This is a genomic window from Conyzicola nivalis (genome assembly GCF_040548875.1).
Taxonomy (GTDB): Bacteria; Actinomycetota; Actinomycetes; order Actinomycetales; family Microbacteriaceae; genus Conyzicola; species Conyzicola nivalis_A.
In genome coordinates this window covers 381,778-399,355 of the sequence record NZ_JBEPSJ010000003.1, presented here as the reverse complement: position 1 = coordinate 399,355, position 17,578 = coordinate 381,778, and the positions used below count along the sequence as shown (strand labels likewise).

Here is a 17,578-nt window from a genome sequence, read left to right as displayed (position 1 = left end):
CCAGCCTAAACCTCGAGCGACGGCGCTACCCGAAGAGGATGCGCGCCTCGTCGTAGCGCGCCTGCGGCACGGTCTTCAGCTTGCCGAGGGCGTCGGCGAAGGGCACCGTGATGATGTCGGTACCGCGCAGCCCGACCATGTGGCCCCAGCGTCCGGCGATCGCGGCGTCGAGCGCCGCCATGCCGAGACGCGTCGCGAGAACACGGTCGTAGGCGCTCGGGGTCCCTCCGCGCTGGATGTGGCCGAGGGTCGTGGCGCGGGTCTCGATGCCGGTGCGCTCCTCGATGATGGGCGCGAGCAGTTCGCCGATGCCGCCGAGACGCGGGCGGCCGAAGGCGTCGAGGCCGCGCTCGCTGTGCGGGTCGTCCATCGAGTCGAGGGAGAAGCCCTCTGCGACGACGACGAGCGGCGCCCGGCCGCGGTCGTGCGCCGAGGTCACCCAGGAGATGATCTGGTCGACGCTGGTCTTCTGCTCGGGGATGAGGATGGCGTGCGCGCCGGCCGCCATGCCCGAGTGCAGGGCGATCCAGCCCACGTGCCTGCCCATGACCTCGGCGATCATGCAGCGGCCGTGGGAGTCGCCGGTCGTGCGCAGCCGGTCCATCGCGTCGGTCGCGATCTGCACGGCCGTGTCGAAGCCGAAGGTGTAGTCCGTGGCATCCAGATCGTTGTCCACGGTCTTGGGAACGCCCACGATGTTGATGCCGGCGTCTGTGAGCCGCTTGGCCGCGGCGAGCGTGCCCTCGCCGCCGATGGCGATGATCGCGTCGAGGCCGTTCTCGCGCATGACCTCGTTGATGCGCTCGACACCGCCGTTGCCGTCGAAGGGGTTGGTGCGGGAGGTGCCGAGGATCGTGCCGCCCTGCTTGTGGATGCCCTTGATCTCGTGCCGGCCGAGGGGCATGGTGTCGCCGTCGACGACGCCTTTCCAGCCGTTCTTGAATCCGACGAACTGCTCGCACTTGCCCGTCGCGATGCCGGTGTACACGATTCCGCGGATGACCGCGTTGAGGCCGGGGGCGTCGCCGCCACTCGTCAGGATGCCGATTTTCATGACTCCATCATGGTGCATCCCGCGCCGGCGCCCGGCACGCCCCGAAGCGGGGGCAGAGGTACCCATGGTCAGGCGATCCCGTATTCCAATAGGGTGTACCGACGATGTTCGCGTTTTACTCGTCTTTTCTTCCCCAACGACCCTCATAGGAGTCCCATGTCCAGCACAATTCCCGCCGCCCCCGCAACGCCTCCCGCCGCCAACGGTGCAGTCGACCCGAACAAGACCTTCGGCATCGTCGCGCTCATCGTGTCGATCTTCGCGTCGCTCATCGGCGCGATCCTCGGCATCGTCGCGTACACGAAGTCGAAGAAGGCCGGCTTCAAGAACAAGTTCGCGCTCGCCGCGATCATCGTCGGCTTCGTGCTGTTCGTGGTCCAGGTCATCGCCGTCATCGGCATCGTCGTCGCGGGCGTCGCCGCCGTGAGCAGCCTCTGCGAGGGCCAGGCTCCCGGCGTCTACGAGACCACGACCGGCACCACGGTCACCTGCCCGTAATTCGGCAGCGTTCCACGAGATGCCCCGGCCCCACGGCCGGGGCATCTCGCGTTAACCGGCGGGTTCAGGCCAGGGCGGCCGCGTGCAGAGGGCAGGCGGTCGTCGCCGCGTGCGCCTCGCACACCACGAGCTGCTCGCGGCACGAGAGGTCGCGGCAGTTCTGCATATTCTTCGTGTCGGCCCCGCAGCGGTAGCAGTGCCCGATCACCGTGGCGTCGGCGGTGAAGTCGATCGACATGCGGTTGTCGAAGACATAGAGCGAGCCCTGCCAGAGCCCGGAGTCGCCGTAGGTCTCGCCGTACTTCACGATGCCGCCGTCGAGCTGGTAGACCTCGCCGAAGCCGCGGCTGACCATGAGCGAGCTCAATACCTCGCAGCGGATGCCCCCGGTGCAGTAGGTCACGATCGGCTGGTCCTTGAGATGGTCGTACTTGCCGCTGTCGAGCTCCGCGACGAACTCGCGGGTGTTGGAGACGTTCGGAACGACGGCATCCGCGAACCGCCCGATCTCCGCCTCGAAGGCGTTGCGTCCGTCGAAGAAGGTGACCTCCTTGCGCTCGACGAGCTCGTGCAGCTGCTCGGGAGTCAGCCGGGTCCCGCCTCCGACGACGCCGTCGCGGTCGACGCGCAGCTCGCCGGGTGCGCCGAAGCTCACGATCTCGTCGCGCACCCGCACGCTCAGGCGGGGGAAGTCGTCGCCCGTTCCCTCGCTCCACTTGAAGTCGATGTCGCTGAACGGGGCGTACTCGCGGGTCTTGCGCACGTAGCGCTTCACGTCTTTGAGCTCGCCGCCCACGGTGCCGTTAATGCCGTGTTCGGAGATCAGGATGCGCCCGGTGAGGCCGAGGGACTCGCACAGGTCGCGCTGCCAGAGCCGGATCGCCTCGGGGTCGGCGAGCGGGGTGAACCCGTAAAACAGGATGATCTTCGGAACTGCCACCGTTCGAGGGTAGTCGCACACTCGCGTTAATGTGACGCGGTTACCATCGGGCCGTGCCCTCTCGTTCCTCCACCGCGCCCACCCTCGACATCAGCCTCGCCCAGGGGGTCGCGCGCGGGGTGCGCGAGCGGGGGATCGAGGCGTGGCGGGGGCTGCCGTACGCAGCGCCGCCCGTCGAGGAGCTGCGCTGGCGGGCGCCGCAACCGCCGCGGCCGTGGGAGGGGGTTCGCGACGCCCGCCGCTTCGGGCCCGTCGCGTGGCAGTCGCGCAGCGGCAACTTCATCGGCGCGGCTCGCGGCCAAGAGATGAGCGAGGACTGCCTCACGATCAACGTCTCGCGCCCGAGGGGAGGGGGCGACGGCCTGCCGGTGATGGTCTTCATCCACGGCGGCGCCTACGCGGTGGGCTCCTCGGCCGAGCACCCGCGCAACGGCGACGTGCTCGTGCGCGAGGGCGGCATCGTCTACGTGAGCTTCAACTACCGGCTGAGCGCGCTCGGCTACATCGACCTCTCCCGCTACTCGACCGCGCGGCGCCCGATCGAGTCCAACCTCGGACTGCGCGACCAGGTGGCGGCGCTGGCCTGGGTGCGCGACAACATCGCCGCGTTCGGCGGCGACCCGCACAACGTCACCGTGTTCGGCGAATCGGCCGGCGGCAACGCGGTGACCACCCTGATGGCCACACCGGCGGCCCACGGCCTCTTCGCCCGGGCGATCGCGCAGAGCGCGCCCACCAACGCGCTGTACGGGCCCGAGCTCACCTCGCGCTGGGCCGACGAGTACCTCGAGTTCCTCACCGAGCGGCTCGAGCCGTCGGGCGTCGAGTCGACGACGCCCGAAGACGCGGCGCTGATGCTCGCTCTCGCCGACCCGAGCGACCTCGTCGAGGCCGCGGTCGCCCTCACGCTGCTCACTCCCGACCGCGACCCCGGCACGATCGCGCTCTGCCCCGTGATCGACGGCGACTACCTTCCCGTGCGTCCGCTCGACGCGTTCAAAGACGGATCGGTGATGCGGGTGCCGCTCATCATCGGCACCAACGATCGAGAAGGCGCCCTCTTCACGGGACGCCTCGACATCCTCGCCACGACGCCCCCTCGCATCCGCTCGATCTTCTCGAACACCAAGAAGAAGGCACGCAAGGCGATCAAGGCGCTGTACCCGGGACTGCCGGAGAAGCGCGCGGCTGCCGACTTCGCGGGCGACTTCGCGTTCTGGTATCCGACGGTGAAGGTGGCCGAGCGGCACTCGCGGCACGCCCCGGTGCACTTCTACCGCTTCGACATCGCGCCCCGCCTGGTGCGGGCGCTCGGCTTCGACGCCACGCACGGCATCGAGCTGTTCGCGCTGTTCGACCGCATGGACGGCGTCTTCGGCCGCGCCATGGGGGTGCTGGGCGGCCGCAGGGCGTTCAAGAAGACGGGGCAGCGGATGCGCGCCCACTGGATCGAGTTCGCCCGCTCGGGCGAGGTGGCCGGGTGGCCCCGCTACGACGAGGTCGACCGCAAGACCATCATCTTCGATCGAACCGACCGGGTCGAGGCGGATCCCCGTGGGGAGCGGCGGCTCGCCTGGCAGGCGTTCGTGCCGCACGTCTAGCGAGGTGCGGCACGAACGACGGCGGGTCAGCCCGCCGGCGTCTGCGTTGGTGACGTCTGGGCCGGTGCCGGCTGACCGGCGATGACCTCTTCGATCTGCACATCGGTGAGACGCACCCACGGCGAGTTGTCCGGGTCGGTCGACGCGGCGGCGGGGCTGTCGCCCTGGTTCCACCACTTCGCCTCGAAGGCGTACTGCCCCTCGATGACGCGGGAGCCCTCGGGGTAGGTCGACGCGCCGTCCCACTCCGGGTACGTTCCGGGCGGCACCGTGGCGACGGGAACGGGGGTCTCGCCCGGCAGCACCGGGCCGACGAGGTCCCACGGGGTGTCGAACGACTCGAGAACGGGGTTGTCGGGAAGGTCTCCGCGCGTCCACCACTTGGCCGAGTACACGTTGCCGTGCCAGACGACCTTGGTGCCGAGCAGGTACGTGCCGTCGCTCGACCAGATCTGGTACGGGCTCTTCTCGGGGTCGTCGGCGACCACCGGCGCGAGCGCCTCGTTGGTGGTGGTCACGGTGGAGGCGGCCTCGGGGCTGCCTTTCATCTTCACCGCGAGAAGGTCGGCGAAACGGGTGTCGCCCTGGATGACTCCGCTGCACGAGTCGGAGACGCGGCGGGTGTCGGCGTAGTTCGAGCCGCAGGTGATGTCGCGGTTGAGCGACCACATCGACATGCGGCCGAGCCCGTGGGCGACGACGAACTTGTTGAAGCCCTTCGCGTCGTCGAGGGTGAACACCTCGTCTTCGACGTCGTTCTGCCCGATCATCGGCGTGGCGCCGATCTTCGACCAGAGGGTGTCGCTGGTGAGGTCGATTTTCGCGCGGGAGTACAGCACGCCCAGCTGGCGGTGCGTCTGTTCGAGCGCCGACGTGGAGGCGTTGAGCATGCTCTGGCCCTCGGTACGGCTCGCGCCGTAGTCCATGGTCATCACGTTGACGCCGGCGAGGTCGACGCCCGCGTCGAGGAACGCCGCGACGGCGTCGGTGCCCGACTCGGTGAGCCCGGTGGGGGCGACAGGCAGCGTGAGCCAGACGGCGAGGTTCTTGCCCGCGGCCTCCTGGCTCTCCTGCAGTGAGGCGATGACCTCGGCGCGGCGTGTACCGGCCTCGACGTCGGCCAGGTTGCCGGCCTCGATGTCGAGGTCGATGGTCGACAGGTCGTAGCGGTCGATGACGCTCTGGTACGCCGCCTGCAGCTCGGTCTCGTCGGTGCACGACGTGGACAGCTCGTCGTTCAGCAGGCCGCCGAACGAGACGATCGGCTCGCCGCCCTGCTGCTGGAGACGGGCGATGCGGCGGTCGAGGTCGAGCGACTTGGCGGCCTCGTCCATCGTGTACGCGGAGCCCCAGCTGGGGGTGCAGTTCTCGCCGGCCTTGGCGACGATGAACGAGAGCAGCACGTTCTTGCCGGCGTCGCTCTTCGGGGTCTCGAAGGAGAACGTGGGGGTGGCGGTGACGTCGACGTAGCCGGCGAACCAGGGGTTCACCTCGGGGGTCGTGGCCGACGACCACCAACTGCGGGCGCCGATGACGCCGCCGAAGACGACGGCCGCGGTGACGACGATCGCGATGAACAGCCGGAAGATCGACAGACGCCGCGTCTTGACGGGCTTCTGCTTGGGGCCGGGGGCGGCAGGGCTGGTGAGGGCGGTCATGCGGTCACGCCCCCTTTCTGGTCGTCGGTGCGGCGGGGCGCGGTTTCTTGGTGGGGGCGGCGGAGGGCATGCCCTCGGCGTCGCCGCGGTAGAGCACGGAGCGCCAGTCGATCGGGGCGTCATCCTGCGGTGCCGTGTCGCTCGCTGCGGGCTTCTGCTTGACGGGCACGAACAGCCAGCCGGTCATCGCGATCCAGACGTCGACGATGGAGTTGCGGATGCCGATGTAGGCGACGATCGCGCTCATCGCGAGAAGGGCGTTCAGCCCGGCGAACGCGGCGTTGCCCCAGTTGCCGGCGATGACGTCGCGGGCGAGGGTGATCACCGAGAACGCGACGATGACGTAGGGGGCGACGACGTAGAGCAGGGGGGCCGCGGTGCGGTTCTTGACCTTGGGCGTGCGGGAGAACGGGATCTTCTTGACCGTGATGGCCTGCTCGATCGACTTGAACACGCCCGCGAGGTTGACGGGCAGCAGGATCAGGTTGAACCCGTAGATGCGCGCGATGTCGCTGAACCGGTAGCCGAAACGGCGGAGGTCGAATCCCATGCAGAGGAAGTACGGAACGGCGGCGAGAACGACGACGGGGCTGAGCAGCCGCGAGTCGTACGGGTACGCGAGCAGGAACACCAGGCCGAAGCTGGCCCACGCGATCGAGGTCATGTAGTTCGTGCGCAGGGCGATCTCGGTGAGCGTCACGCGCTCGCCACGGGCCCGGCGCTCGCGCACCTGGCGGATGAACTTCGGCATGATGAGGAGCCCGCCGTTCGCCCACCGACGACGCTGAACGACGAGCGATCCGAAGTCGGGCGGGGTGGCGGAGTAGCTCAGGCGCTCGGGGTAGTTGACGATCGACCAGCCGTGCGTGCCGAGGTCGACGCTCGACTCGGTGTCCTCGATGACCGTGCGGTCCTGTACGTAGCGCTTGATCTCGAATCCGCCGATGTTCTCGATCTCGACGATGTCGACGAGGGCGCCCTTGCGGATGACCGCGTTCGCGCCCACCCAGAAGGCGGCGTTGTAGTAGGACATGCCCTGGTGGAGGAGGTGCTGGATGTCGGTGGTCGCGCCGGCGAGGCGCTCGATGCGTGTGCCCGCTCCTCGGAACGACGAGTACGGCGTCTGCGTGACGGCGACGCGCGCGTTGTCCGGCTGCTCGAGGAAGTAGACGAGACGCAGGCAGTAGTCGCGCAGCAGCACCGAGTCGGCGTCGAGCGTGAGCAGGTAGTCGGAGTCGGGGATGACGAACTCTCCGGTGGGCGACGGACGCAGGACGAGACCGTTCGGGGTCTGCTCCTCGTCGTAGCTGTCGCCCATGAGGCCGATGTAGGAGTTCAGGTTCATCGCCTTGTTTGCCTCGTGCGAGAGCGAGGCGTACTTCTTGCGCTCGAAGGTGGTGATGTCGGCGTTGAAGGTCCAGTCGAGGCGGCGGTACAGCTCGGCCATGCGCTCGAGCGCCGGGGTCTCGCCCTGGTCGGCGGCCGCGGTCAGCGCCGTCCCCACGAGTGCGAGCTCTTCGCTCAGGCCGCGCAGCACCTGGTCGGCGAAGAATTCGTCGACGTGGTCTTCGATCTTCTCGGCCTCGGCCATCGTCTCGAGCCAGTCGGCGGCCCAGAAGTACTGGTACGCGAGCTGGCGAACGGCCTCGATCGACGGGCCGTCCTCGTTCATCGAGTCGAGCTCGAAGTGCATGCGGGCGTCGGCGAAGCGGGAGCGCGGCTCGGAGAGCGCCTCCATGATGTTCGCCGCGATGCCGCGGGCCTGATCGAGTTTGGCCGCCACGTCGGGGTCGGTCGGGAACGGCGGGTCGTCGACGAGCAGCACGACGCGCATCTCGGGGTACTCCTGCAGCGCGGCCGACCAGAGGGTGGAGCGGATGACGACGAGTTCCTCGCTGTAGCTCGGCACGAGCACGGTGATCGAGGAGTGGTTCTGCGCGAAGTGGCGGTCGAGCTCGGCGCGCGGCACGCGCACGTGGTCGCGGAAGCGGATGAGGGCGCCCTGACGCGCGACGAGGTACATCAGCGCCGAGAAGGTGAGGAAGGTCACGACGATGACGTACGAGACGGCCTCGGTGGTGAACCGGAAGTTCTGCGTTCCGTTGTCGATGAACTGGCGCAGGATCGTGTACACGACGTAGATCGCCCAGAAGACGACCGTCGCGACGATCGCGAGACGGCTCATGGCGATCTGGCGGTCGCTCGGTCTGACGTGGATGGTGGGAAGCGGTTCGGTGCTTCGTTCGGCGCCCCATTGCCGTTTTCGGGCAGGCGCGATTGAAGTATTTGCAGGCATTGGGGGTTCCTCGGATGAGACCAGCACGGTTCGGGTTCGCGCTTCGGGAGGCCTCGCATGCGATCCTAAACCCGAAAAGTGAAGCTCACCCGAAATAGACCGAACGTTCCCCCCTCCCAGTTAGGGGGTCACGGAGACGGCTAGGCCTAATCCGCAGCGATGCGTCGTAGGCTCGGTTCGATGGATGCAGCACCCCTCGCATATACAACCTACACTCCGCGCACGCCCGTGGATACACGGGTTACCCTCCGGCCGCTCGTGCGCGGCCGCCTCGACCCGACGATGCGCGTCGACGACTCCGGAATATGGCGCACCATGCTCACCCCGATGGGGCCGGCGACGCTCCACCTGACGACGAGGGCGGGCTCCGTCGAGGCTCGGGCGTGGGGCGACGGGGCGGAATGGGCGATCGCCGGGGTGCCCGAGCTGCTGGGCGAGGGAGACGACTGGAGCGGGCTGGATGTCTCGGGCAATCCGTTTCTCGCCGATGCGCTCCGTCGCAACCCCGGCCTGCGGCTGCTGCGCACCCGGCAGGTCTTCGAGATGCTCCTCATCGCGATCCTCGAGCAGAAGGTGACGGGCATCGAGGCCCGTCGCGGGTGGCGCACGCTCCTCACCAAGTTCGGCGACGTGCCTCCGGGTCCCGCGCCGGACGGCATGCGCGTCTTCCCGAGCGCGGAGCGCTGGCGGCGCATCCCGTCATGGGAGTGGCACACCGCGGGAGTCGGACCCCAGCGGTCCGCGACCGTCATGCGCGCGGCATCCGTCGCTTCGTCCCTGGAACGCACCCTCTCGCACGGCCGCGGCGGCCCGGAGGTCGCGGCCAAGCTGCGTTCGATCCCCGGCATCGGCGTGTGGACGGCGGCGGAGACCACGCAGCGCTCGCACGGCGACCCCGACTCGCCGAGCGTGGGCGACTACCACCTGCCCGCCGTGGTCGGCTGGGCCCTCATCGGCAAGCCGGTCGACGACGACGGGATGCTGGAGCTGCTCGAGCCGTACACCGGCCACCGCCAGCGCGTGATGCGGCTGATCGAGGCGAGCGGGTTCCGCAAGCCCGCGTTCGGCCCCCGGATGACGATCCAGGACCACCGCCGGCACTGAGCCGGCCGCCGGCCCCAGTCCCGGCTGCCAAATGAAGGAAGAACTACCGCCAAGTCACAGGTTTTCGCGGCAGGCCGGTGATCGGTCGCGAAATCTCCTTCATTCGGCAGAACTGCTCGCGGCGCCGGTCGGTCAGTGCGGGAAGATGCGATCGGGGTCGTGCGCGACGCGCACCGTGCCGAGCCGGGCGGAGGTCTCCGCAGACCAGGCCGGGGTGCCCGCGCCGCCGTTGTTCTGGAAGTTGATGTTCGACTCCTCGTTGATCCACGGTCGCAGGGCGTCGAAGATCTGGGACGCGGCATCCGGAATCAGCTTGGCGAACAGGCTCGGCTCCGGCGCCCCGATCAGCGTGAAGGTGTACTCGGCCGAGCGTCCGCCGACCGCGGACCCCTCGGGCACGTCGCTGCGCACGGCCCCGCCGAGGTGGCGCAGCTCGGCGGCGACGAAGGGGATGCGCGCGCCGGGGCCGACCGCGCCCAGCACAGCGGTGGCGAGCTCGGGGGAGCCGTGCGACAGCAGCGTGCCGTTGCTCCATGCCGGGCTCGGGCCCTCCGGGTCGTTGTGGATCAGCCCGATCTCGTCGACCGGCAGCTCGCCGATCGAGTCGATGAACACAGGAGCGAGCGAGCGCAGTGCCGCCGCGAGCCGCTTGCCCTCGCCGATGTCGCCCGGGTAGGCGAAGCGCACGCTCGCGAAGTTCTTGCCGCGCATCGGCTCGGGCACCGCGTCGATCGGCGGAAAGCGCAGCAGCGCGATGCTCGTCGTCACGGTGTCGGCGGCGGTCTGGGTGTAGTCGAGCCAGCCGCGCAGCACCTTCTCGACGTGCTGGCTTTCGAACAGCAGCGATCCCGCGTAGAGCGACGACAGCTCGACGAGCTCGAACCGCACCTGGGTGACGACGCCGAGCCCGTTCTTGCCTCCGCGCAGCGCCCAGTAGAGGTCGTCGTTCTCGGTCGGCGTCGCCTCGACGAGCTCGCCGCGGCCGGTGACGACGGTGAAGCCGCGAGCGTAGTCGGAGGAGACGCCGTGGCTGCGGCTCAGCGGTCCGAACCCGCCGCCCGTGAGGTAGCCGACGACGCCGACCTGTGTCGAGGCGCCCGCGATCGGAGCGAGGCCGTGCTGCGCGGCGGCGGAGATCACCCTGCCCCAGCGCGCGCCGGCGCCGATGGTGGCGACGCGGTTGGCCAGGTCGATCTTCACCGAGTTGAGCCGCTTCGTGCTGATCAGCATGCCGTCGGTGATGTCTGCGTGCGCGCCGTGGCCGGTGGACTGCACGTGCACGGGCAGCGCGAGCTCGCGGGCGAAGAGCACCGCCTCGACGACGTCGTCGGCGTCGGCCGCACCGACCACGACGTCCGGCGTGTTGGAGACCGCGAGGTTGTACCCGGCGACTTCGGCCGCGAACCCCTCGTCGGAGGCGGTCAGCACGGGGCCGGAGACTCGTGAACGCAGCTCGGTGATGTCGATCATGGGCCGACCATATAGCAAAGCGCACGGCCGGACAAAGGCGTGTTGCGGTGCGAGTCGGGGGCGTAGCGGGGCGGTGGAGGCTACGGATGCGACTCGAGTACGGCCATCGCGGCGTTGTGCCCGCCGAGTCCGCTCACGGCACCGCCGCGCCTCGCGCCCGAGCCGCAGAGCAGCACCCGCGCGTGCTCGGTGGCGACTCCCCAGCGGGCGGCGGGCGTCGACAGGTCGGCGTCGTCGTCGGCGAACGGCCACGACAGCGGGCCGTGGAAGATGTTGCCTCCGGGCATCCCGAGCGCCCGCTCGACGTCGAGGGTGGTCTTGGTCTCGATAGTCGGCTGGCCGGCAGCGTCGCGCAGCAGCAGCGGCTCGATCGGCTCGGCGAGCACGGAGTCGAGGCTCCCGATCGCGGCACGCTGCAGCCGTTCGCGCAGCGCTTCGTGCTCGTCGTCGGTTGCGCCGTCGACGAGACGGTGCGGCGTGTGCAGGCCGAAGACCGTGAGCGTCTGCGCGCCGCTCGCGCGCAGCTCGGGCGACAGGATGCTCGGGTCGGTCAGCGAGTGGCAGTAGATCTCGCACGGCAGCGGGTCAGGGACGCCGCCCGCAGCCGCAGCCGAGAAGGCGGTGCCGAGCTGCCTCCACGACTCGTTGATGTGGAAGGTGCCGCCGAACGCCGCCGTGGGGTCGAGCGCCGGGTCACGCAGCCGGGGCAGGCGCGAGAGCAGCATGTTGACCTTGACCTGGGCGCCCTCGGGTTTCGGTGTGGCATCCGCCGTTCCGGTCAGCCGCGCCAGCACGTGCGGCGCGACGTTGGCGAGCACCACCTCGGCGCCGACCGAGGTCTCGCGCTCGCCGTGGCGGTAGCTCACCTCGCCGTCCGGTGTGATCGCGACGACCTCGGCGCCCGTCACGATCTCGGCGCCGGCCCGCCGCGCGGCCGCCTCCAGCGCCCCGGAGACGGCCCCCATCCCGCCGACGGGCACATCCCAGTCGCCCGTTCCGTTGCCGATGACGTGATAGAGGAAGCATCGGTTGCCGGCCAGCGACTCGTCGATGTTCGGCGCGAACGTGCCGATCAGCGCGTCGGTCAGCACGACCCCGCGCACCAGGTCGTCGGTGAACGTGCGCTCGACGACCTCGCCGACGGGCCGCTCGACGAAGTCGTGCCAGATCGCGTCGTCGGCCACCGCGCGGCGTGCCTCGGCGCGGGTGAGCAGCGGCTCGGTCACCGTCGGGAAGAGCGCGCGGGCGAGGGCCCCGGTTCGCGCGTAGAACCCCGGCCATGCGGCGGCGTCGAGCCCGGCCCCGATCGAGGCGAACGAGGCAGCGGTCGCGACGGGGTCGCCGTGGTCGACGAGCAGTCCGCGGTCGGTGCCGGGCGACGGCGTATATGAGGAGTAGCGGCGCCGTTCGAGCCGGATGTCGAGACCGAGCTCGCGGATCACCCGCTTCGGCAGCAGCGACACGAGGTAGGAGTACCGCGAGAGCCTGGCCTCCACCCCCTCGAACGCCTGGGACGAGACCGCGGCGCCTCCGACCCGGTCGAGGCGTTCGAGCAGAACGACCCGGCGCCCCGCCCGCGCGAGATACGCGGCGGCGACGAGGCCGTTGTGCCCGCCGCCCACGATCACGACGTCGGCGCTCGACCTCATCGGTCGCTACCGGGTCGCGAGCCGTTCGCGGCGCTCGGCCTCTTCGACCGTCGCGGCGAGGTAGTCGGCGAGGTAGCCGATGACGATGCGCGAGCACTCGTCGATGAAGAACTCGTCGCCCTTGGGGTTCGTCATAAACGCCCGGGCGGTGAGGCTGTCGACGATCTCCACCATGATCTCGACGTGCTCGAGCAGGTCGTCGCGCGGGCTGACCTTGTAGCGGGAGATGAAGACCTCGGCCATCATGCGCGCAACGACCTTGCGGTTCGTGTCGGACTCGTCGATCAGGTGGCGGTCGATCGCGTCGCCGAGGCGCAGCCAGCGGAAGCCGGGTTCGCTGCGGTGCATCTCGCAGTAGATGTCGACGGCGTTCGCCATCGCCTCCTGCCAGGTGACGTTCTCGTCGGAGAGGATCGAGGTGGCGTTCTCGAGGAAGCGGTGCAGGTTGCGGGTGGCGAGAGCGCTGGCGATGGCCTGGAGCCCGTCGAAGTAGCGGTAGATCCCCGGGCCCGACATTCCGACGCGCTTGGCGATGAGCGAGGTCGTGAGATTGCCGTAGCCGACCTCGTCGATGAGGGCGGCCGTGGTGTCGAGGATTAGCTCGAAGCGCTGTTCGCTGCGGTCCTGCCGTGGAACCCGGCGCAGACTCGCACCTGCGATTTCGGTGCTCATGGTGAAACTCCTGCCTGATTTCCTGCAGCCAGAGTACCCGCGGCCGAGGCCGACGACGACAGGCGGGCCGCGGCCTACACGAAAGAGACCGACCGATTGAGGATGTCTCGGCAGGCGAGTATCGTTGGTCGGCCCCTGTTCGACTCCCGCACCGAAGTGAAGACCGTGCGGGTCGGCGAGCCCTCGAGCCGCACCAGTTCGACCGACGGAGTGCGCCCCGCCCAGACCAGGTCGGGCAGGATAGCCACGGCGTTGCCCGACTCGATCAGCCGGATGTGCGCCTGCAGGTCGGCCGTCTCGAATCGCACGTCGGGCTCGAACCCGTGCTGCCGGCAGAGCTGCTCGGCCCAGTGCCGGCTCGCCGTTCCGCGCGGCTCCATCACCCAGGGCAGCGACGAGGCGTCGGCGATCGAGCGGATGCCGCGTTCCGCGGGCACACCGAGGCGCAACTCGTCCTCGCACAGCCCGACCCGGTCGAGGTCGGGCTGTCGGGGTGCGGCGTGGCCCGGGTACTGCTCGGCGATGACGAGGTCGAACTCGCGGGCCCAGACCTCGAACAGCGCGTTCTCGGGCTCGCGCTGCGTGATCTCCACCCGCAGCGCGGGATACTCCGCGGCGAGCAGGGTGAGCGCCTGAGGGATGATGCCGAGCGCCGCCGACTGGAACACCGCGAGCCGCACGGTGCCGCGCACCTCGGTGAGGCTCGAGACCAGCTCCGTCTCCATCAGCTCCATCCGCTCGAGCAGCTGCGTGGTGTGGGTCACGAGCACCTCGGCCTGCGGCGTGAGCTGCACGCGCCGGCCCGACTTCGTCAGCAGCGGCACTCCGGCCTCGGTCTCGAGCAACGCGAGCTGCTGCGACACCGACGACGGGCTGTAGGAGTACGCCTCGGCGACAGCGGTGATGGTTCCGCGGATCTTCAGCTCTCGTAACAGCCGCAGTCTCTTCAGGTCGAGCACGAGCATCCATTCTTCAGGTAGAACTGAACAATATCGTACGTAAACATTCGCTTTTACTTTAGGAAGCGGCGAGGGACACTGGTGCTTTCCAGCAACCGTGACGAGGGAGGCTTATTCTCGTGAGCATGTCGATTGAGCGCCGCAACTCCGAAAGTCCCACCGACGACGTCACGGGCGCCGCGATGGTCGACGAGACCGTCGCCACGGTGCGCCGCTGGCTCACCGAGAGCGCGGGGGTGAAGACGGATGCCAGTGCCGCACGCCTCGCGGGAGTGCTCAAGGACCCCCGCGGACTCGAGTTCACGATCGGGTTCGTCGACCGGGTCGTGCGCCCGGAAGACCTCAGAGTCGCCGCCCGCAACCTCGAACAGCTGAGCCACAGGATCCCCAGGTTCCTGCCCTGGTACCTGCGCGCCGCGATCGCGCTCGGCGGCGGATTCGCCACCCTGCTGCCCTGGATCGTCGTGCCGATCGCCCGCCGGGTGCTGCGCAACATGGTCGGCCACCTGGTCATCGACGCGACCCCGAAGAGCCTCGACAAGACCCTCGCCCACCTGCGCGAGGGCGGCGTGCGCCTCAACCTCAACCTGCTCGGCGAGGCGGTGCTCGGCGAGGGAGAGGCCGACAGCCGCCTGGCCGGCACCCTCGACCTGCTCGGCCGCGACGACGTCGACTACGTGTCGATCAAGGTGTCGTCGGTCTCGAGCCAGCTCTCGATGTGGGCGTTCGACGAGACGGTCGCGCGCGTGGTCTCCCGCCTGACGCCGCTCTACGAGCTCGCCGCCGCCTCGCCGACGCCGAAGTTCATCAACCTCGACATGGAGGAGTTCCACGACCTCGACCTGACCGTCGCCGTCTTCGAGACCCTCCTCGACCAGCCGCAGCTGCGCGACCTCGAGGCCGGCATCGTGCTGCAGGCCTACCTGCCCGACGCGCTCTCCGCGCTGCAGGGGCTCACCGCGTGGGCGACCGCACGTCGCGCGACGGGCGGGGCCGGCATCAAGGTGCGCGTCGTCAAGGGCGCCAACCTCGCGATGGAGTACGTCGACGCCACCATGCACGGCTGGCCGCTCGCGACCTGGTCGAGCAAGGTCGAGACCGACACCAACTACAAGCGAGTGCTCGACTGGGCGTTCACGCCCGACCGCACCGACGCCGTGCGCATCGGCGTCGCCGGCCACAACCTGTTCGACGTCGCCTTCGCCTGGTTGCTCGCGAAGCAGCGCGGGGTGGAGAGCCGCGTCGAGTTCGAGATGCTGCTCGGCATGGCCACCGGCCAGGCCGAGGCCGTGAAGAAGGACGTCGGATCCCTCCTGCTCTACACGCCCGTGGTGCACCCCGGCGAGTTCGACTCCGCCATCAGCTACCTGATCCGCCGGCTGGAGGAGAACGCGAGCACCGAGAACTTCATGAGCGCGCTCTTCGAGCTGTCGAGCAACGAGAAGATCTTCGCGCGTGAGCAGGGCCGCTTCGTCGCGTCGATCGAGGCGCTCGACAGGCACGTGCCACTCTCCAACCGCGTGCAGAACCGCGCGAACCCCGAGGTCGAGCCGCCTCTCGAGCTCGACGAGTTCCAGAACGAGCCGGACACCGACAACTCGATCGCCGCCAACCGCGCGTGGGGTCTGCGCATCCTCGAGCGCAGCGCCACCTCGCAGCTCGGCGTCGAGACCATCTCCGATGCACGCATCGACGACCTCGACACCCTGCTCACCACCGTCGGCGCCACGGTGCACGCGGCGGCCGGGTGGCAGGCGCTCCCCGCCGAGTCCCGTGCCCGCATCCTGCACGACGCCGGCGACGTGCTCGGCGTCTTCCGGGGCCGCCTCATCGAGGTCATGGCCAGCGAGACCGGCAAGACGATCGCCGAGGGCGACGTCGAGGTGAGCGAGGCGATCGACTTCGCGCACTACTACGCGGCGCGTTCGCTCGACCTGGGCGCGGTGGCCGACGCCACCTTCGCGCCGTCGCGGCTCATCGTCGTGACGCCGCCGTGGAACTTCCCGGTCGCGATCCCCGCGGGCTCGGTGCTGGCCGCGCTCGCCTCGGGCAGCGCCGTGATCATCAAGCCGGCACCGCAGGCCCGCCGCAGCGCGGCCGTCATGATCGAGGCCCTCTGGGAGGCGGGAGTGCCGCGCGACGTGCTGCGTCTCGTCGACATCGAAGAGGGCGACCTCGGCCGTGAGCTCGTCGCGCACCCCGCCGTCGACCGCGTGATCCTCACCGGTGGCTACGAGACCGCGCAGCTGTTCCGTTCGTGGCGTCCCGACCTGCCCCTGCTCGCCGAGACCAGCGGCAAGAACGCCATCATCGTCACGCCGAGCGGCGACCTCGACCTCGCCGTCGCCGACATCGTGAAGAGCGCCTTCGGGCACGCCGGACAGAAGTGCTCGGCAGCCTCGCTCGTGGTGCTCGTCGGATCCGTCGCGAAGTCGGAGCGCTTCCGCCGCCAGCTCGTCGACGCGGTGCGCACCCTGCGCGTCGGAGTCCCCCAGAACCCGCTCAGCCAGATGGGACCGATCGTCGAGCCGGCGCACGGCAAGCTGCTGCGCGCGCTCACCTCGCTCGAACCCGGCCAGTCGTGGCTCGTGAAGCCCCGCGAACTGCCGACCGACGACCTGATCGAGGCCGGCCGGCTCTGGTCGCCCGGCGTGCGCGAGGGCGTCGCCGCCGGCAGCGAGTTCCACCTCACCGAGTACTTCGGACCGGTGCTCGGCATCATGACCGCCGCCACGCTCGACGAGGCGATCGAGCTGCAGAACGCGAGCGCATACGGCCTCACCGCGGGCATCCACTCGCTCGACGGCGACGAGGTCGCGCACTGGCTCGCCCGCGTCGACGCCGGAAACGTCTACGTCAACCGCGGCATCACGGGCGCCGTCGTGCAGCGCCAGCCCTTCGGCGGCTGGAAGCGATCCTCCGTCGGAGCCGGCACCAAGGCCGGCGGCCCGAACTACCTGATGACCCTCGGCTCCTGGGCGCCCGTCGCGGCCACTCCCGACGAAGACCTGCGTCTCGATGGACTGAGCGCTCCCGTCGCGAGCCTGATCAAGCAGGCCCAGAGCGGCCTCGAGTTCCTCGAGTTCGACTCCGTGCGCCGCGGCGCGCTGAGCGACGAGCTCGCGTGGCAGCAGGAGTTCGGCGTGAGCCGCGACGCCTCCGGGCTCGAGGTCGAGCGCAACGTGTTCCGCTACCTGCCGGTGCCGGTGACCCTGCGTCTCGCCGAGGGCAGCCCGCTCGGCGACCTCGTGCGCGTGATCGCCGCCGCGACGCGTGCCGGGTCGACGATCTCGGTCAGCTCGGCGGTGCCGCTGCCCGCGTCGCTGATGAGCCAGTTCAGCGGAGGGCTGAGCCCCGTGCGCGTCTCCGGCGTCGTCGTCGAGTCGGATGCCGCGTGGCTCGACCGTGCGGCGGCCGGCGGCATCACGACCCCGCGGGTGCGCCTGCTCGGCGGCGACGCCTCGGCGCTCGCGGAAGCCGTCGGAGGAACACCCGACCTCGCGATCTACGCCGGACCGCTCACCTCGGCCGGCCGGGTCGAGCTGTTGCCGTTCCTGCGCGAGCAGGCCGTGAGCATCACCGCGCACCGTTTCGGCAACCCCGACGCCGCGATGATCGGCCTGCGCGTCTAGCGGCCACCCGGCCGCACGGCTCGCGAACGAAGCATCCCTCGCCGC

The 17,578-nt window shown here is 69.7% G+C and carries 12 protein-coding genes; 4 read left to right on the top strand and 8 right to left on the bottom strand.

Annotated features, from left to right (window positions below):
* Positions 1 to 25 precede the first annotated feature (25 nt).
* Positions 26 to 1,054 carry a 6-phosphofructokinase gene (locus ABIE21_RS14380; protein ID WP_354025511.1) on the bottom strand — a complete coding sequence of 343 codons (1,029 nt, stop codon included), beginning with the start codon at positions 1,052 to 1,054 and terminating at the stop codon, positions 26 to 28.
* Between the two features lie 156 nt (positions 1,055 to 1,210).
* Here ABIE21_RS14380 and ABIE21_RS14375 point away from each other — a divergent pair, with 156 nt between their 5' ends.
* Positions 1,211 to 1,552, top strand: coding sequence for a DUF4190 domain-containing protein (locus ABIE21_RS14375; RefSeq protein WP_354025510.1), 342 nt, complete (start codon positions 1,211 to 1,213; stop codon positions 1,550 to 1,552).
* Between the two features lie 64 nt (positions 1,553 to 1,616).
* On the opposite strand, the gene trhO is transcribed toward ABIE21_RS14375, so the two are convergent.
* Entirely contained in the window at positions 1,617 to 2,492 is an 876-nt protein-coding gene (gene trhO / locus ABIE21_RS14370; RefSeq protein WP_354025509.1) for an oxygen-dependent tRNA uridine(34) hydroxylase TrhO, read from the bottom strand.
* A gap of 53 nt (positions 2,493 to 2,545) precedes the next feature.
* Here trhO and ABIE21_RS14365 point away from each other — a divergent pair, with 53 nt between their 5' ends.
* A complete protein-coding gene (locus tag ABIE21_RS14365) occupies positions 2,546 to 4,093 on the top strand; it encodes a carboxylesterase/lipase family protein (protein WP_354025508.1) in 1,548 nt (515 codons plus the stop codon).
* Between the two features lie 26 nt (positions 4,094 to 4,119).
* Here the strand turns inward: ABIE21_RS14365 and ABIE21_RS14360 are convergent, their stop codons facing one another.
* Both ABIE21_RS14360 and ABIE21_RS14355 read right to left on the bottom strand, forming a co-directional pair.
* Entirely contained in the window at positions 4,120 to 5,751 is a 1,632-nt protein-coding gene (locus ABIE21_RS14360) for a chitinase (RefSeq protein WP_354025507.1), read from the bottom strand.
* A 4-nt stretch (positions 5,752 to 5,755) separates the two neighbouring features.
* On the bottom strand, positions 5,756 to 8,047 hold the full coding sequence (locus ABIE21_RS14355) for a glycosyltransferase family 2 protein (protein WP_354025506.1): 2,292 nt from the start codon (positions 8,045 to 8,047) through the stop codon (positions 5,756 to 5,758).
* A 228-nt stretch (positions 8,048 to 8,275) separates the two neighbouring features.
* On the opposite strand from ABIE21_RS14355, the gene ABIE21_RS14350 reads away from it, so the two are divergent.
* Entirely contained in the window at positions 8,276 to 9,151 is an 876-nt protein-coding gene (locus tag ABIE21_RS14350; protein ID WP_436232344.1) for a DNA-3-methyladenine glycosylase family protein, read from the top strand.
* A gap of 132 nt (positions 9,152 to 9,283) precedes the next feature.
* On the opposite strand, the gene ABIE21_RS14345 is transcribed toward ABIE21_RS14350, so the two are convergent.
* The 4 genes from ABIE21_RS14345 to ABIE21_RS14330 form a co-directional block, all read right to left on the bottom strand.
* Positions 9,284 to 10,621 (bottom strand): FAD-binding oxidoreductase, encoded by a 1,338-nt coding sequence (locus tag ABIE21_RS14345; RefSeq protein WP_354025504.1) that lies wholly within the window; start codon positions 10,619 to 10,621, stop codon positions 9,284 to 9,286.
* Between the two features lie 80 nt (positions 10,622 to 10,701).
* Positions 10,702 to 12,270: a phytoene desaturase family protein gene (locus ABIE21_RS14340; RefSeq protein ID WP_354025503.1), complete on the bottom strand. Its 1,569-nt coding sequence runs from the start codon at positions 12,268 to 12,270 to the stop codon at positions 10,702 to 10,704.
* Between the two features lie 6 nt (positions 12,271 to 12,276).
* A complete protein-coding gene (locus tag ABIE21_RS14335; protein WP_354025502.1) occupies positions 12,277 to 12,942 on the bottom strand; it encodes a TetR/AcrR family transcriptional regulator in 666 nt (221 codons plus the stop codon).
* Between the two features lie 74 nt (positions 12,943 to 13,016).
* Positions 13,017 to 13,901 (bottom strand): LysR family transcriptional regulator, encoded by an 885-nt coding sequence (locus ABIE21_RS14330; RefSeq protein ID WP_354025501.1) that lies wholly within the window; start codon positions 13,899 to 13,901, stop codon positions 13,017 to 13,019.
* A 125-nt stretch (positions 13,902 to 14,026) separates the two neighbouring features.
* On the opposite strand from ABIE21_RS14330, the gene ABIE21_RS14325 reads away from it, so the two are divergent.
* A complete protein-coding gene (locus ABIE21_RS14325) occupies positions 14,027 to 17,533 on the top strand; it encodes a bifunctional proline dehydrogenase/L-glutamate gamma-semialdehyde dehydrogenase (RefSeq protein ID WP_354025500.1) in 3,507 nt (1,168 codons plus the stop codon).
* Positions 17,534 to 17,578: the final 45 nt, after the last annotated feature.

Bases quoted from the DNA above. Each gene is read 5' to 3' on its own strand.
- ABIE21_RS14360 (WP_354025507.1), bottom strand. From the start codon at position 5,751: ATGACCGCCCTCACCAGCCCTGCCGCCCCCGGCCCCAAGCAGAAGCCC.
- ABIE21_RS14380 (WP_354025511.1), bottom strand. From the start codon at position 1,054: ATGAAAATCGGCATCCTGACGAGTGGCGGCGACGCCCCCGGCCTCAAC.
- ABIE21_RS14340 (WP_354025503.1), bottom strand. From the start codon at position 12,270: ATGAGGTCGAGCGCCGACGTCGTGATCGTGGGCGGCGGGCACAACGGC.
- ABIE21_RS14325 (WP_354025500.1), top strand. From the start codon at position 14,027: ATGTCGATTGAGCGCCGCAACTCCGAAAGTCCCACCGACGACGTCACG.
- ABIE21_RS14335 (WP_354025502.1), bottom strand. From the start codon at position 12,942: ATGAGCACCGAAATCGCAGGTGCGAGTCTGCGCCGGGTTCCACGGCAG.
- ABIE21_RS14355 (WP_354025506.1), bottom strand. From the start codon at position 8,047: ATGCCTGCAAATACTTCAATCGCGCCTGCCCGAAAACGGCAATGGGGC.
- ABIE21_RS14345 (WP_354025504.1), bottom strand. From the start codon at position 10,621: ATGATCGACATCACCGAGCTGCGTTCACGAGTCTCCGGCCCCGTGCTG.
- ABIE21_RS14375 (WP_354025510.1), top strand. From the start codon at position 1,211: ATGTCCAGCACAATTCCCGCCGCCCCCGCAACGCCTCCCGCCGCCAAC.